At 56.5% G+C, this 14,132-nt stretch carries 13 protein-coding genes; 11 read left to right on the forward strand and 2 right to left on the reverse strand.

Translation table 11 applies throughout. The features are described from left to right. The first annotated feature begins 12 nt into the window (after positions 1-12). Positions 13-1,056 carry an LLM class flavin-dependent oxidoreductase gene (locus tag NLU14_RS00255; RefSeq protein WP_275704145.1) on the forward strand — a complete coding sequence of 348 codons (1,044 nt, stop codon included), beginning with the start codon at positions 13-15 and terminating at the stop codon, positions 1,054-1,056. Positions 1,057-1,072: 16 nt separating this feature from the next. Further along, complete coding sequence (locus NLU14_RS00260) at positions 1,073-2,524, forward strand: NAD-dependent succinate-semialdehyde dehydrogenase (RefSeq protein ID WP_275704146.1); 1,452 nt, start codon at positions 1,073-1,075, stop codon at positions 2,522-2,524. 84 nt (positions 2,525-2,608) lie between these two features. Here NLU14_RS00260 and pdxR read toward each other — a convergent pair whose 3' ends face one another. Continuing rightward, positions 2,609-4,042 (reverse strand): MocR-like pyridoxine biosynthesis transcription factor PdxR, encoded by a 1,434-nt coding sequence (pdxR, locus tag NLU14_RS00265; protein ID WP_275704147.1) that lies wholly within the window; start codon positions 4,040-4,042, stop codon positions 2,609-2,611. Positions 4,043-4,150: 108 nt separating this feature from the next. Here pdxR and NLU14_RS00270 point away from each other — a divergent pair, with 108 nt between their 5' ends. From NLU14_RS00270 to NLU14_RS00300, 7 genes are all read left to right on the forward strand, one after another. Beyond that, positions 4,151-4,762, forward strand: coding sequence for a pyridoxamine 5'-phosphate oxidase family protein (locus tag NLU14_RS00270; protein WP_275704148.1), 612 nt, complete (start codon positions 4,151-4,153; stop codon positions 4,760-4,762). Positions 4,763-5,308: 546 nt separating this feature from the next. Continuing rightward, positions 5,309-6,463: a TRAP transporter substrate-binding protein gene (locus NLU14_RS00275; RefSeq protein WP_275704149.1), complete on the forward strand. Its 1,155-nt coding sequence runs from the start codon at positions 5,309-5,311 to the stop codon at positions 6,461-6,463. A gap of 130 nt (positions 6,464-6,593) precedes the next feature. Further along, a complete protein-coding gene (locus tag NLU14_RS00280) occupies positions 6,594-7,676 on the forward strand; it encodes a TRAP transporter substrate-binding protein (RefSeq protein WP_275704150.1) in 1,083 nt (360 codons plus the stop codon). 67 nt (positions 7,677-7,743) lie between these two features. Beyond that, on the forward strand, positions 7,744-8,289 hold the full coding sequence (locus NLU14_RS00285) for a TRAP transporter small permease subunit (protein WP_275704151.1): 546 nt from the start codon (positions 7,744-7,746) through the stop codon (positions 8,287-8,289). Next, positions 8,286-9,578: a TRAP transporter large permease gene (locus NLU14_RS00290; RefSeq protein ID WP_275704152.1), complete on the forward strand. Its 1,293-nt coding sequence runs from the start codon at positions 8,286-8,288 to the stop codon at positions 9,576-9,578. Before NLU14_RS00285 ends, NLU14_RS00290 begins: the two co-directional genes overlap by 4 nt. A 142-nt stretch (positions 9,579-9,720) precedes the next feature. Continuing rightward, entirely contained in the window at positions 9,721-11,070 is a 1,350-nt protein-coding gene (locus NLU14_RS00295; protein ID WP_275704153.1) for a cache domain-containing protein, read from the forward strand. A gap of 54 nt (positions 11,071-11,124) precedes the next feature. Further along, positions 11,125-11,766, forward strand: coding sequence for a response regulator transcription factor (locus NLU14_RS00300; protein ID WP_275704154.1), 642 nt, complete (start codon positions 11,125-11,127; stop codon positions 11,764-11,766). Position 11,767: 1 nt separating this feature from the next. Here the strand turns inward: NLU14_RS00300 and NLU14_RS00305 are convergent, their stop codons facing one another. Next, positions 11,768-12,613: a DUF72 domain-containing protein gene (locus NLU14_RS00305; RefSeq protein ID WP_275704155.1), complete on the reverse strand. Its 846-nt coding sequence runs from the start codon at positions 12,611-12,613 to the stop codon at positions 11,768-11,770. A 136-nt stretch (positions 12,614-12,749) separates the two neighbouring features. Here NLU14_RS00305 and NLU14_RS00310 point away from each other — a divergent pair, with 136 nt between their 5' ends. Both NLU14_RS00310 and NLU14_RS00315 read left to right on the forward strand, forming a co-directional pair. Next, positions 12,750-13,202 (forward strand): carboxymuconolactone decarboxylase family protein, encoded by a 453-nt coding sequence (locus tag NLU14_RS00310; protein ID WP_275704156.1) that lies wholly within the window; start codon positions 12,750-12,752, stop codon positions 13,200-13,202. 25 nt (positions 13,203-13,227) lie between these two features. Then, a complete protein-coding gene (locus NLU14_RS00315) occupies positions 13,228-14,121 on the forward strand; it encodes a sigma-70 family RNA polymerase sigma factor (protein ID WP_275704157.1) in 894 nt (297 codons plus the stop codon). The last annotated feature ends 11 nt before the right edge of the window (positions 14,122-14,132 follow it).

The following is a 14,132-nucleotide window of genomic DNA, read 5'->3' on the forward strand; positions in this document are numbered from 1 at the left end:
GGAGATTCTACAATGCAGTTTTCGTTATTCCTTCATATGGAGCGCTATCCAGGCGACAAGAGCCACCAGCAGCTGTTCGAGGAACTCTGCGAACTGGTGAAGATTGCCGAAGATGGCGGTTTCCGTGCAGCATGGATCGGTGAGCATCACGGGATGCAGTTCACCTCGTCGCCCAGCCCGATTGCCCAGCTGTCCTATCTGGCGGCCAAAACCGAGCGGATCCGTTTGGGCGCGGGGACGTTTGTCGCGCCCTTCTGGGATCCGATCCGCCTGGCGGGCGAAGCGGCGCTGCTGGATGTCATCAGCGGCGGCCGGCTAGAGTTCGGCATCGCCCGCGGTGCCTATCAGTTCGAATTCGATCGCCTGACCGATGGTCTCCAGGCTTCAGAAGGCGGCGAGGCTCTGCGCGAGATGGTCCCGGCCATCCGGGGCCTGTGGCAGGGCGACTATGCTCACGAGGGCAACGTCTATAACTTCCCCACCACCACCAGCGTACCCAAACCGCTACAGCAGCCGCTGCCGCCAATCTGGATCGCCGCGCGGGATCCGGCTTCCCATGATTTTGCGGTCAAGAACGGCTGCAACGTGATGGTTACGGCTCTGATGAAAGGCGACGAGGAAGTGGCCGACCTGGCGCGCAAGTTCAACACCGCGTGCGCCGACCATCCTCAAGTGGATCGCCCGGAACTGATGTTTCTGCGCCACACCTACGTGCACGAGGAGAGCGATCCGGAAGGCTGGCAGCCCGGTGCTGAAGCTCTCAATCGCTTCTACCGCTACTTCATGGCGTGGTTCAAGAATGACCAGCAGGCGGTGGATGGCTTTTTTGAGCCGGTATCGGAAGAAGCCGTGGCCGACAATCCGGAGTTTTCTCTCGACAGCCTGCACCGCAACATGATGATTGGTACGCCCTCGGAACTGGTCGAACGGCTCAAGGGCTACGAAGAGCTGGGCATTACCGAATACAGCTACTGGACCGACAACACCTTGCCTTTCGAGGAGAAGAAGCGGTCACTGGAGCTGTTCATCAAAGAGGTGATGCCGCACTTCGGCTGATCAATGAGGACGTACCATGAATCTATTGGATCTCGTTAGCGGCGGAAAAGTTGCGGCGCTAATTGGCAGTGAATGGCGCCTGAGCGTTAAGAATTTCGACGTGGTCAATCCCGCCAATGGTGAAACGGTTGCCCAGGTGGCGGATATGGGTGCGGAGGACGCGCGTGAGGCCATAGTTGCGGCCGAACGTGCGGGGAAAGCGTGGCGCAAAGTGTCAGCGAAAGAGCGCGCCCGACTGCTGAAGCGCTGGTTTGACCTGGTCGTGGTTGAAACTGAGGCCCTCGCCCGGATTATGACACTCGAGCAGGGGAAGCCCCTTGCAGAAGCGCGCGGTGAAGTGGCCTATGGGGCTTCGTTCATTGAGTTCTTCGGCGAGGAAAGCAAGAGAATGGCAGGGGAAGTTTTGCCGGCCCCTGACACCAGCAAGCGCCTGTTGGTGACGCGGGAGCCGGTTGGGGTTGTTGCTGCGATCACACCCTGGAATTTCCCGCTGGCGATGATTACCCGGAAATGCGCGCCGGCCCTGGCTGCTGGCTGCAGCGTTGTGATCAAGCCAGCTGAGGCAACCCCGCTGACTGCGCTGGCTCTAGCGCGCCTGGCTTTGCAGGCAGGCATCCCGGAAGGCTTGATTAGCGTGGTGACCTGCTCCAGCCCAGCCGGGGTGGGTGATGTCCTCACGACGGATAGCCGGGTACGGAAGGTGTCGTTTACAGGCTCAACCGAAGTGGGCAAGTATCTGTTGTCCCAGTGCGCAGGCACTGTCAAGAAAACAGCCATGGAGTTGGGTGGAAACGCACCTTTTATCGTTTTCAACGATGCCGACCTGGACGCCGCAGTGGATGGCGCCATAGCCTCCAAGTTCCGCAATGCTGGGCAAACCTGCGTCTGTACTAACCGGTTCCTGGTGCAGGCGGATGTCTATGACGCCTTTCTGGAGAAACTTGTTGACCGGGTTAGGGGCCTTACTGTCGGCAGCGGACTGGATAATGACGTCACTGTTGGTCCGCTCATTAACGCAGCAGCCGTGGAAAAGGTACAGAGCCACGTCAATGACGGTCTGTTCAAAGGGGCCCGCCTTTTAGTTGGCGGTCAGGCTCACGAACTTGGTGGGAACTTCTTTGCTCCAACTGTCATGGCAGACGTGACGGCAGATATGCTTGTGGCGTCGGAGGAAACCTTTGGTCCTTTGGCCGCCGTCTTCCGTTTCGAGACCGAAGCTGAGGCTCTCGAATTGGCCAATGATACGCCGTCTGGGTTGGCTGCCTATTTTTACACCAGGGACTATGGTCGCGTTTTCCGAACGCTCGAAGCACTTGAGTATGGCATGGTCGGCGTTAATGAAGGTCTGATTTCGACCGAATTGGCTCCGTTCGGAGGCATCAAGGAGTCAGGGTTGGGACGGGAAGGATCACACCATGGCCTTGACGAGTTTACGGAACTGAAATATGCCTGTCTGGGAGGGCTTTGACAGGGGCAGCTTGGTAAGACTGGCCGAAGCCCCTGAACGCAACAGCAGGCGATAGATCCGCCGAGGTTTCTGGGCAAACGGTGATTATCGCTGAGTGCCCGTCAGCCCTGACCTCAATGCAATCACGCAATCTTCAATCTGTCGCTCGCTGGCACTGGCGAATCCCATCACCAGGCCGGTCTGAGCCTCTTCCCCGATATAGTGCGCACTGAGCGGCGTGCTGCCAAACCCCTGGGTTTTCAGCCACTGGCTGAGACCCAGGTCGTCGAAGTCTCCTTCCAGCACCAGGTGCATGCCGGCGCTTTCTGACACCGGCCGCACCAATCCCTCCAGGTGTTCTGTTACCCGCTCCTGAAAGAGCTTCCATTTGTCGCGATAGAGCTGACGCATGCGGCGCAGGTGTCGGCTGAACTGGCCGCTTTCAATAAACTCGGCAATGGTTGCCTGGGTGAGCAGGGGTGTTTCTCCCCCGCTGACCTGCTTCGCCCAAAGTATTGGCTCCACGACGGGCTCCGGGACAACCAGATAACCCACCCGCAACGCTGGCATCAGGGTTTTGCTGAAACTGCCCACGTAAAGCACGGGGGCGTTGTCGAACATACCCTGAATGGCGGCAAAGGGTTTGTGGTAGAAGTGGAACTCGCTGTCGTAGTCGTCCTCGACAATCCAGCACCCATTGCGTTGGGCCCATTGCACCAATGCCATGCGCTGGGACAGGTCAAGCACCCCGCCCATGGGGTACTGGTGCGTGGGTGTGCAGGACAGCAATCTCGCCGGGCCAAGGTCTGCCAGTGCCTCCACATCCAGCACCTGGTTTTTCAGGGGTACAGGCACCAGCGGATTCTTGTAGCGGCCCAAGGCATAGCGGGCACCACGGTATCCGGGGTTTTCACAGAACACCCGGTCGCCCGGTTGCAGGAATACATCGCCAATGAGCGACAGGGCCTGCTGGGCGCCGTTGGTGATGATCACTTGGTGCTCCCCGCAACGCACGCCCCGGGACGTCCTCAGGTAGTTGGCGATGGCCCGCCGCAGGGGCTGATACCCCTGGATACTGTCATAGCCCCTGAGCGCTCGCCGACTTTCCTGGTGGTGGAGGATCCGGTTCCAGCTTCGGATGGGAAACGCATCAATATCGGGCAGGCCGGGCTGAAAGGGCAGGTTGGCGTCTTCGACTGTTCGCAGTTTATTGACGGGAGGTACTGGCAAGGGTGGCAAGGCGGTGGCAGTGCGGATGGGGCGCTTGGGTCCGCGCCAGGCAGGCTTTGCTACGGCTGTGATGTCTTCATGCACGAATACGCCTTTACCGGCCCGGCTTTGCAGGAAGCCCTCGGCTTTGAGCTGATCGTAAACAGCGTTGACGGTATTCCGGCTGATGCCCAGGTCCTGGGCCATCTGGCGGCTGGAAGGCAGGCGCCTGCCCGGCGTGTACCGCTGCTTGATAATTCGCTGGGACAGTTGTTGGTAAAGCTGTTGCTGAAGGGGCGTTGTGCCTTCCAGCCGGATATCGTTGATCACTTCAACTGGTCCTATAAAAAGTCATGATCTGGATCTTCTGATGGTATCAGAAGTGCTTTTCAATGGAACTGTGTTTTTGAGAACCACGGATTATTGAAGGAGCACCGGATGACACCAGAAGATAAACCCCAGAGCAGCTCATCGCCCCTGACCTGCTGCCCCCGTAGCCATGTGAAGCGGGCGCCCCAAAGGGCCAGCTACGAGCGTGAGCCGGCCTATGCCCTGATTGATCGCCTGAAGACCGCCCATGTGGCGTTCGTGGAAGACGGTGAGCCCCGCATTATTCCGTTGACGGTGTGGCGGCTGGGCGACGATCTGTACCTGCACACGTTAAACGGTGGACGGCTGTCTCAGCGGCTGGGGTCGGGGGTACAACTTTGCATCTCGTTTGCGGTGACTAACGAGTGGGTCATGACCAAGTCTGCTTTTCACCACAGCGCCAACTATGAGTCGCTGGTGCTGTTCGGCAGGGCTGAGCGGGTAATCGAGGAGGACGAATTCGATGCCGCGTTCAGGGCCGTCATCAACCAGCTTGAGCCGGGCCGTTGGGAGCAGGTACGTGCCCCTAACGCAAAGGAGCGGAAGGCAACCGCTTTGTTCCGGGTGCCGATCGAGGAGGGCGCTTTCAAGAGCCGCACAGGCGGCCCGAACGACGACCCTGAAGATATGGACTTGCCGGTCTGGCATGGGACTTTGCCGGCGCGGTGGGACCTTCTGTAAGACTGGCGGCTTGGAGTAGGAGTGGGGTGGTGGGGGTTATTTCCCTTGGGAAAAGAACTCGCTGCGCTCAGACACCTTTTCCTGGCGGGAAATAACCCCCACCACCCCACTCTTAGGGACCAAGCGGGTTTCTCTTAGGCGATGCAGGGTCTGGCTTTGCTTTGTCTGGAAAGCCGGATTTATAAACAAACTTGTAGGCAAACCCAAGCAAGACCGCTGAACAGCGTCACGACAACTGGGTGTTCATAAGGGTATGGGGGTAGTTTGAATTTTTGCAGGAAAAGGTGTTTGAGCAAAGCGAGTTCTTTTCCAGCAAAAATTCAAACTACCCCCATACCTGTCCACCCAACCCAACCAGTCTTACCCAAGAGCCAACACTCAGTATTAATACTTAGGCGCGCCTGCAGGAATCTAAGTAATTACTGCGAATTATTTTGGTCAGTCCTACGGATTGTTAATCATTGCTCAAATCGTGACCATAAATTACGAATGACAACGCGTGATTCGACTGAAACTAAACAATAAATATAAACAGGCAGGTCGTGTATGTATCTCATGCAAGTTGGCAAACTGAGTGCGCTTGTTCTTTTTCTGTTGATGACAGGCCTCTTCGCAGGCTGCAATGACTCTGGCCCCCGAGCCGCTGATTCCGAACCTTCCGTTCCTGAACCCGCTCCTGAACCAACCGTCTACACGTTGAGCCTTGCCCAGTCCTGGACTGAGGGCGCTCCCGTTTTCGCGGACACCACAGCCAACCTGGCGCAAATGGTAGAGGCGCTTTCAGATGGCCAGTTGGTGATTGAGGTGGTGTCCGCTGGAGAGCACCATCGGCCTTTTGGCGTCTTCGATTTGGTGAAATCCGGTGAATACGATATGGGGCATTCGGCCTCTTATTACTGGAAGGACATTGATCCCAATACGCTCTTTTTCACCACGCTTCCTTTCGGGATGTTGGCCCAGGAGCAATACGCATGGTTCTACCGTGGTGGTGGGCTGGAGCTGATGCAGAAGGTGTATAGCAAGCACCATATGCTGTCGTTCCCCGGGGGCAATACCGGTAATCAGATGGGGGGCTGGTTTCGCAAGGAGATCAATACACTGGAGGACCTCCAGGGCGTCAAGATGCGGGTTCCGGGGTTTGCCGGAGAAGTGCTGAAGGAACTTGGCGTGGAGCCCGTCAACCTGGCTCCCGGTGACCTCTACAATGCCATGAGTGAGGGGCAGATCGATGCCCTGGAATGGGTTGGTCCTTCGCTGGATCTGGGGATGAGATTCCATGAAATTGCCCGCTACTACTACACCGGCTGGCATGAACCCGCTACCGAACTGCAGTTCCTGATCAATCAGGACAGTTGGAAGCGTTTACCGGAGCATCTTCAGCAAGTGCTTGAGATTGCCATGAGGACTGCGGCTTTCGATATGTATGTGCAGTCGACCTACGAAAGTGCGCAGAACTGGTCCACCATCCAGGTGGAATACCCGGGAGTAAAAATCCGTACGTTCCCCCCGCAAGTCATTGAGGCCATGTACGACGTTACCAAAGATCTGCTGGAAACCCGGGCCAGCCAGGATCCGCTTGCCAAAGAAGTTCTGGATTCCCAATCCCGGTTTCTGTGGAAAGTACGTCGTTGGACAAGCATATCTGACCAGGCCTATCTCAATAGCCAGCCGAGGGGAGGGCTACGTAAGTACATGCCGTAGGTCGCTTGCGTAGTCTCGCTCCCGAAATTGGTTAATTCAGCGGATAAAAATACCTCTCCCGGGCTGTCACTCTGTTGGTCATGCCTGACAGGGGTGTCGTTCCCAAAACAAACACAACAGGAATAATGCAATGAAAAAAGTTTTGAAAGCTGTCGCGATTGCTGCAGTGGTGTTCTCCGTATTCTTCGCGTCCTTTTCTCATGCTTCTGAGAAGACCTATACGCTCAAACTCGCTGAGACCTGGGGCCCGAACTTCCCGATTTTTGGTGATGCCACCAGGAATATGGCCGAAATGGCCGAAAAAATGTCCAATGGCCGTCTTAAAATCCGAATCGATTCCGCCAACCGTCACAAGGCCCCTTTTGGCGTGTTCGATATGGTTAAAGCGGGCCAGTACGACATGGGCCATTCGGCCTCCTACTACTGGAAAGGCAAGGTCCCCAATACCCTGTATTTCACCAGTATGCCGTTTGGCATGAACGCTCAGGAGCAGTGGGCATGGTTCTATCATGGTGGTGGTATGGAACTGATGCAGGAAGTGTACGAGCCCCACAACATGCTGTCGTTTCCGGGTGGCAACACCGGCAACCAGATGGGCGGGTGGTTCCGTGAAGAAATCAAAACCCTGGAAGACCTCAAGGGGTTGAAAATGCGGATCCCCGGGTTTGCGGGCGAAGTCTTTGCTGAGGTGGGTGTTAACCCCACCAATATCCCGCCGGGCGAGCTTTACACGGCACTCGAGCGGAACACCATCGATGCGGTTGAATGGGTTGGACCGGCCCTGGACCTGCGTCTGGGCTTCCAGCAGATTGCTGAATACTACTACACCGGCTGGCACGAACCCGCCACCGAGTTACAGTTCCTCATCAACAAGGATGTCTGGGAAAACCTGCCTGCCGATCTGCAGGAAGTCCTTCGAGTCTCAATGCGCACCGCGTCCTATGACATGTTGACCCAATCTGTGCATGCCAACGCGGAAGCCTGGGCGTCCATCCGGGACGAATACCCGAACGTCAAGGTCAAAACCTTCCCGGACGAAATCTTCGCAGCCATGGTCGCCGCTAACGACAAAGTCCTGAAAGACTATTCCAGGGACAACGAGCAGGGCCAGCGCATTATCAAGTCGCAGCAGGAGTACCTGGATAAAACACGTGCTTACATCAACATCTCCGAGCGCGCCTACCTGAACACCATGGCTGAACTGGAAGAGTAAGTTCCCCGCCATTAGCCCTTATTCAATCCTGACAGGCCGGAGCTCTGCTCCGGCAAGAGGAACTGTAATGCGTTGGTTGATTAATGTGGATAACGGACTGGGAGCCGTATCAAAAGCTTGTGGCTGGGCTGCAAGCGTGGCCTTTATCCTGATGATGCTGAATGTCTTCTGGGATGTGGTAGCCCGTTATGCCTTTGACGAAGTGTCCATTGGCATGCAGGAGATGGAGTGGCATCTATATGCCTTCGTCTTCCTGATGGGCATTCCCTATGCCATGAGAACGGATGGCCACGTACGGGTGGACGTCCTGTATGCCGGCTGTAGTGAAAGCTTCAAGGCCTGGGTCAATCTTGTCGGTGCGCTCTTTTTTGCGCTTCCTATCGCCGTTCTGATCGCCTGGCTGGGGTGGGATTATATGCTCGACGCCTATCGTATGGGTGAAGGCAGCGGGGACCCGGGTGGCTTGCCCTACCGTTTTGTTGTCAAAGGATTGATTCCGTTTTCCTCGTTCTGGCTGGCCGTCGCCAGTCTTGGTATGGCGACCTTCGCCCTCAGGGTGCTTGCGAAAGAATCCGCCTACGATGAGCAAACCGGTGCGGGAGGTCTGGCATGATCGGCATGGTGATGTTTGTGGTTTGCCTCTTCATGCTGCTCTGGGGCTTTCCTGTGGCGTTTACTTTTGGTGGCGTTGCGTTGATTTTCGGCCTGATTGCAGAGGGGCCGGAACTGTTTGCCTTCATGCCGTTCCGCATCATGAGCATCATGCAGAACACGGTATTGATGGCGATACCATTGTTCATTTACATGGGCATTGTGTTGCAACGTACCCGGTTGGCCGAGCAGTTGCTGGAATCCATGGGTCGCCTTTTTGGCGGACTGCCCGGGGGCCTGGCAATATCCACGATCGTGGTTGGCGCGCTATTGGCAGCCTCCACCGGTGTTGTGGGCGCCAGTGTTGTGGCCATGGGGCTGATTTCGCTACCGGTCATGCTGGCGAACGGCTATGACAAAAAGCTTGCCTGCGGCACCATCTGCGCATCAGGCACTTTGGGGCAGATTGTGCCGCCGTCCATCATCCTTATTATCCTTGGTGATGTGCTCGGCCTGCCTGTCGGTGACCTGTTCAAGGCAGCGGTAATTCCTGGAGTCGTCCTGGTCGGGTTATACATCGGCTATATCCTGTTCGTCAGTTGGAGGTCGCCCGAATCCGCGCCGTCCATGCCGAGGAATAGCGACCACACCCGGGCGCAGGAAGTCCGCAAGGCCCTGATGGCGATTATCCCGCCACTGGCATTGATTGTTGTTGTACTCGGCTCGATCTTTACCGGTATTGCGACGCCTACCGAATCTTCCGCACTGGGTGCCGTAGGCGCGCTGGTTCTGGCTGTGGCCTATCGCCAGTTCTCCTGGAGGATGATGTGGGAGAGCTCCCGGGATACGGTCAAAGTGACGGCCATGGTCTTTGCCATTCTGGTTGGGGCGACCGCCTTCTCCATGGTGTTCAGCTACACCGGTGGCGACTACCTGCTGGAAGAGTGGATGCTGCAACTGCCGGGCGAGAAGTGGGGCTTCCTGATTCTGACCATGATCATCATTCTGGTGCTTGGTTTCTTCATCGATTTTGTCGAAATCTCCTTCATTATCGTACCGATCCTGGCCCCCATCGCTGAACTGATGGGCATCAACATGCTCTGGTTTGCCATCCTGATTGCGATGAACCTGCAAACCAGCTTCCTGACGCCGCCATTCGGCTTCAGTCTTTTCTATCTGAAAGGGGTATCACCGCCCGAAGTGAAAACCATCGACATTTATCGCGGTGTCACGCCGTTCATACTGCTGCAGCTTATGGTGCTGATCGCTATCCTGATCTTTCCAGCGTTCTTTGGTATGTCGGCGTCCTGAGGCACTCCCGGGATTGGAGGTTTAGCGGGCCTGGGGAGCATGCTCTTCACGCCCGCTCTTTTTTCCCGGTTTGGGCTAGACTGATGTGGTTTTGCCGCAGGTACCCGGACAGTATGCGCTGATAAAGGAAAAAGAAACGGTCATGTCGCTAAGAACAAAACTGATACTGCTCGCCCTGGTTCCGTTGTTGGTTGTCACTGGTATTTTTTCCGCAGTGACCCTGCATCAGGGCGACATACTGACCGAGCGGGAACTGCATATTTTTGAGCAAAACCTGCGGCGGTCCAAAGAAACGGCGTTGAAAGACTACGTCTCCATCATGCGTACCGCTATCGACTTTATCCGGGAGAATGCTGCCAACGATGATGAGGCCCGCGAAAAGGTTATGGCCTTGATGCAGGAGGCCTCTTTCAGTGATGACGGTTATTTTTACGCTTACACCAATGATGGATTAAACCTGGTCCACGCAGCGCAACCGGCCCTGGTCGGGCAGGATATGTACGATTTTCAGGACAGCAGCGGTAATTATCTGATCCAGAACCTGATACGGATCGCTGAAAATGGCGGTGGCTATTACCAGTATTTGTGGCAACAACCTTCTACAGGCAAGGAAGTGGATAAAGTCGGCTATGTCGAACAGATCGCGGACTGGGAATGGATGTTTGGCACGGGATTGTATATCGACGACATTGCCACGGAGATGCGTTTGATCGAAGCCGGGGTGGACGCAAACGTCAGGCAGACTCTGTTGGCTATCCTGGTGGCCCTGGTTGTATCAATAGGCGTAGTGGTGTCTGTGGCGGTTCTGTTCAACGTGCGGGAACATCGCCTGGCGGACCAGAACCTGAAAGAGTTAAGCCACAAGACGGTACAACACCAGGAGGAGGAGCGGCGCCGCGTATCCAGGGAGTTGCATGACGGCATCAACCAACTGCTGGTTTCGGTAAAGTACCGGGTGGAAACGGCCATGACCCGTATTCCTGTTAATGAGTCCGAAGCCCTCGAATCACTGGTGAAAGGCGGAGAAGTACTGAACCGGGCGATACAGGAGGTGCGTCGTATCTCCCATGACCTGCGCCCCAGTGTGCTGGATGACCTGGGATTGCTGGCAGCGCTCAACCAGCTGTTGGATGACTTCCGCGAACGTAGCGGCATCGTCATGGATGTTGATATTCAGCCACCACAGGGTGATATTTCTGAGGAAGTGGCCACGACTCTGTATCGCATCGTTCAGGAAGCACTGTCCAACATCGAAAAACACGCCCAGGCCACCCGATTGGCATTGAGTCTGGAAGAGGATGCGGAAGGGCTGTTTTTGTGTATTTCCGACAACGGTGTGGGGATCGTAGAAAAAGATGCATACGCGAGGCGAGGCATAGGATTGCGTAATATGCGCGAGCGTGTGGAGTTTTTGGGTGGGGAGTTTGAGGTATCTCCCCGGCCAGGTAACGGAACTCGGATTATGGCCTCGTTCAAACAATTTCAGGCATAGCCGGAATAATAAGGATAAGCCTGGGGCTGTTGTAAACCTGACGGTAGCAGTCATATGAGCACATCAGAATCTGTAGTGAAAGTCATGCTGGTCGATGACCATATCCTGGTTCTGGAGGGTATCAGGGCGCGGCTGGAGCAGGAAAAGGGGATCGAAGTCGTGGGCCAGGCCACCGATGGGGTGGAAGCCCTTGCGCTGGTGAAAGACCTGAAGCCGGACGTTGTCATGATGGACGTCAGCATGCCCAACATGAACGGTATTGAGACGACAAAGATTTTTCAGGAGCGCCATCCCGATCTGAAAGTGCTTATCCTCAGCATGCACGACAACCGGGAGTATATTTCTCAACTGATGTTTCATGGTGCCAAGGGTTACATCCTGAAGGACGTATCCGTTGAGGAAATGGTGCGGGCCATTCGTACCGTGGCCGACGGCGCCACCTACATATGCCGGGCGGCGACCGAGACGCTGTTTCGCCATGGCGAAACAATGGATCCCGTGGAGAGCAAGCTTACCCGTCGTGAGGAGGCCATTCTTTCCAGGGTGGCCAAAGGGCTCAGCAGCAAAGCCATCTCCAATGAGCTGAATATCAGTGTAAGAACGGTGGAGACTCATCGGCAGAACATTAAAACCAAGCTGCATTTGAATACCACGGCAGAGCTGACGAAGTACGCCTATGACCAGCAGTTGCTCTGACTCAGAACAGTCCCATCTGGGGCTGGGTGTCGTTAACGCACAGGGCGTCCACCGTTGGAACACGCTCCCTCAGTAGCTCGTTCCAGAGTATGGCCAGGGATAGCGCGTCGCCCTTATTCGGCATATGCATGAAAATATAGGGACGTTTCCCTTCCTCAATCCACGCGGCTGCGCGCTCAATCCAGGGCGTCAGGAAGGGGCGGTTGGCTTCCAGGTCGGGGTGGCCGACATAGCGGATCACCGGCGGTGCCTCCACGGGAAGCAGGTGCACCGGAACCCTCGGCTTTTTGCTCTGGGCGTCACGAGTGGTCTCGCTGTCCGGAGCAGCCGTGAAGAGTGCGCGGCTGTCCATGCACACGCGTGCGATGTTTCGCTCACGCAGGCCGCGGTTCAGGGCTTTCTCCGCTTCACCCTTACCGAAAAAGGCGCTGTGACGGACTTCGACGGTGCAGGTCAGGGGTGCGGGCAAGGCATCGACAAATCGCCACAGGTGCTCCAGACGTTCCGGACCAAACGCTGCGGGAAGCTGCAGGAGGAAGGGACCAAGTACATCCTCAAGGGGCGCAAGAATCTCGAGAAAGTCCGATACCTCAAGGCCTGCCCCGCTCAATAGCCGGTCATGGGTGATCAGGCGAGGAAACTTGAACAGGAAACGGAAGTCTTCAGGTACCTGTGACCGCCACTGTCGGCATTGTTCCTGGCTGGGCGTGGCGTAAAAGGTGGTGTTGCCCTCAACGCAGTTAAGGACCTTGCTGTAGCGCTCCAGTGGGCTCTGAGCCGGAGGAAGCCGGGTATTCCAGTCGGAGTGTTGCCACTGCGGGCAGCCGAGAAAGTAGGATTGCGTCATGGTCCGGTTTCACCAAAGTTGACTGGGAAATTTCCCAAATAATCGTCTCCGCATGTCACAAACACCGCGGCTGTTCCGTCTACCTCTGTAGAACTATTCGTGGACATGATTCCACCCAATGCAGAGGAGTAAGATAATGGAAACACGCTTGAATGCCTACAAGGCCTCCCCGGACGCCATCGCCGCGATGACCAGGCTGGAGGAATACGTCCAGAATTGCGGGCTGGAACACAGCCTGATCCACCTGGTAAAAACACGGGCTTCCCAGATCAATGGTTGCGCCTATTGCCTGCACATGCACACCAGCGATGCCCGTGAAGGGGGTGAAAGCGAGGTGCGGTTCTACCTGTTGTCTGCGTGGCGCGAGTCTCGGCTCTATACGCCACGTGAACGGGCTGCGTTGGCCTGGACCGAGGCGTTGACCAACCTGGCTGACACCGGAGCCCCAGCCCAGGATTACGAGCACGGACTTGCGCACTTCACCGAAAAGGAGTTTGTCGACCTGACGTTACTGATCGGTGCAATCAATGTCTGGAATCGGATCAGTGTGGGGTTTCGGGCGGTTCATCCGAACGACCGCAATCCATAACTCACTTTGCCAGGAACCAATTATCATGACGGAACAGCCCGTGCATCAGTTTAATCACTGGCGCCGTTATCTGACAGGGATCGCGTACCGCATGCTGGGTTCGGTAAGCGAGGCGGAGGATGTGGTGCAGGACGCCTACCTGCGCTGGCACGATGCCGATCACCTGTCAGTAGCTGACGTGCGGGCTTACCTGACCACAGTCACCAGTCGGTTGTGCCTTGATCGCCTCCGGGCCGCTCACCGGCAGCGGGAGATTTATGTTGGCCCCTGGTTACCGGAGCCTCTCCTGGAGGCTCCGGATACTTCGGCGGACGCAGAAACCCTGGCCAGTGATGTGTCCTTCGCCCTGATGCTGGCGCTGGAGCGCCTGTCGCCATTGGAACGTGCTGCGTTCCTGCTGCACGATGTGTTCGGACTGGACTTTAGCCAGGTCGCCGTGAGCCTGGAGCGCAGTGAAGCCAGTTGCCGTCAGCTTGCCAGTCGAGCCCGAAAGAGGGTGCAGGCCGCGCGCCCGCGCTATCAGGTAACGGCTGGCGAGCACGGCCAACTGACTAACCGATTCTTTGACGCAGCCCGCAGTGGTGACGTTACAACGTTGAAGGCGTTGCTGAGCGAGAGCGCCACGCTGCATACCGATGGCGGTGGTAAGAGAGTTGCAGCGCGGCGCGTGATCTTCGGCGCCGATAAGATCAGCCGGTTCTTTGAAGGGCTGGCCCGCAAGTCCACCTCGCCTACCCCGCGTTGGGCCAGCCCCGTTATTGTGAATGGCCTACCGGGGTGGTTAACCATCGAAAAGGATGGGCTGCCCCAGGTCTTGACGCTGGATGTGGCGGATGGTCGAATCCAGGCGGTGTATGTCGTGCGTAATCCGGACAAATTGCGACACCTGTCTGATTGTCTGCCTGAGCAACCTGTCTAGGAATACGGAGT

The organism is Marinobacter iranensis, assembly GCF_029207565.1.
Classification (GTDB): Bacteria; Pseudomonadota; Gammaproteobacteria; order Pseudomonadales; family Oleiphilaceae; genus Marinobacter; species Marinobacter iranensis.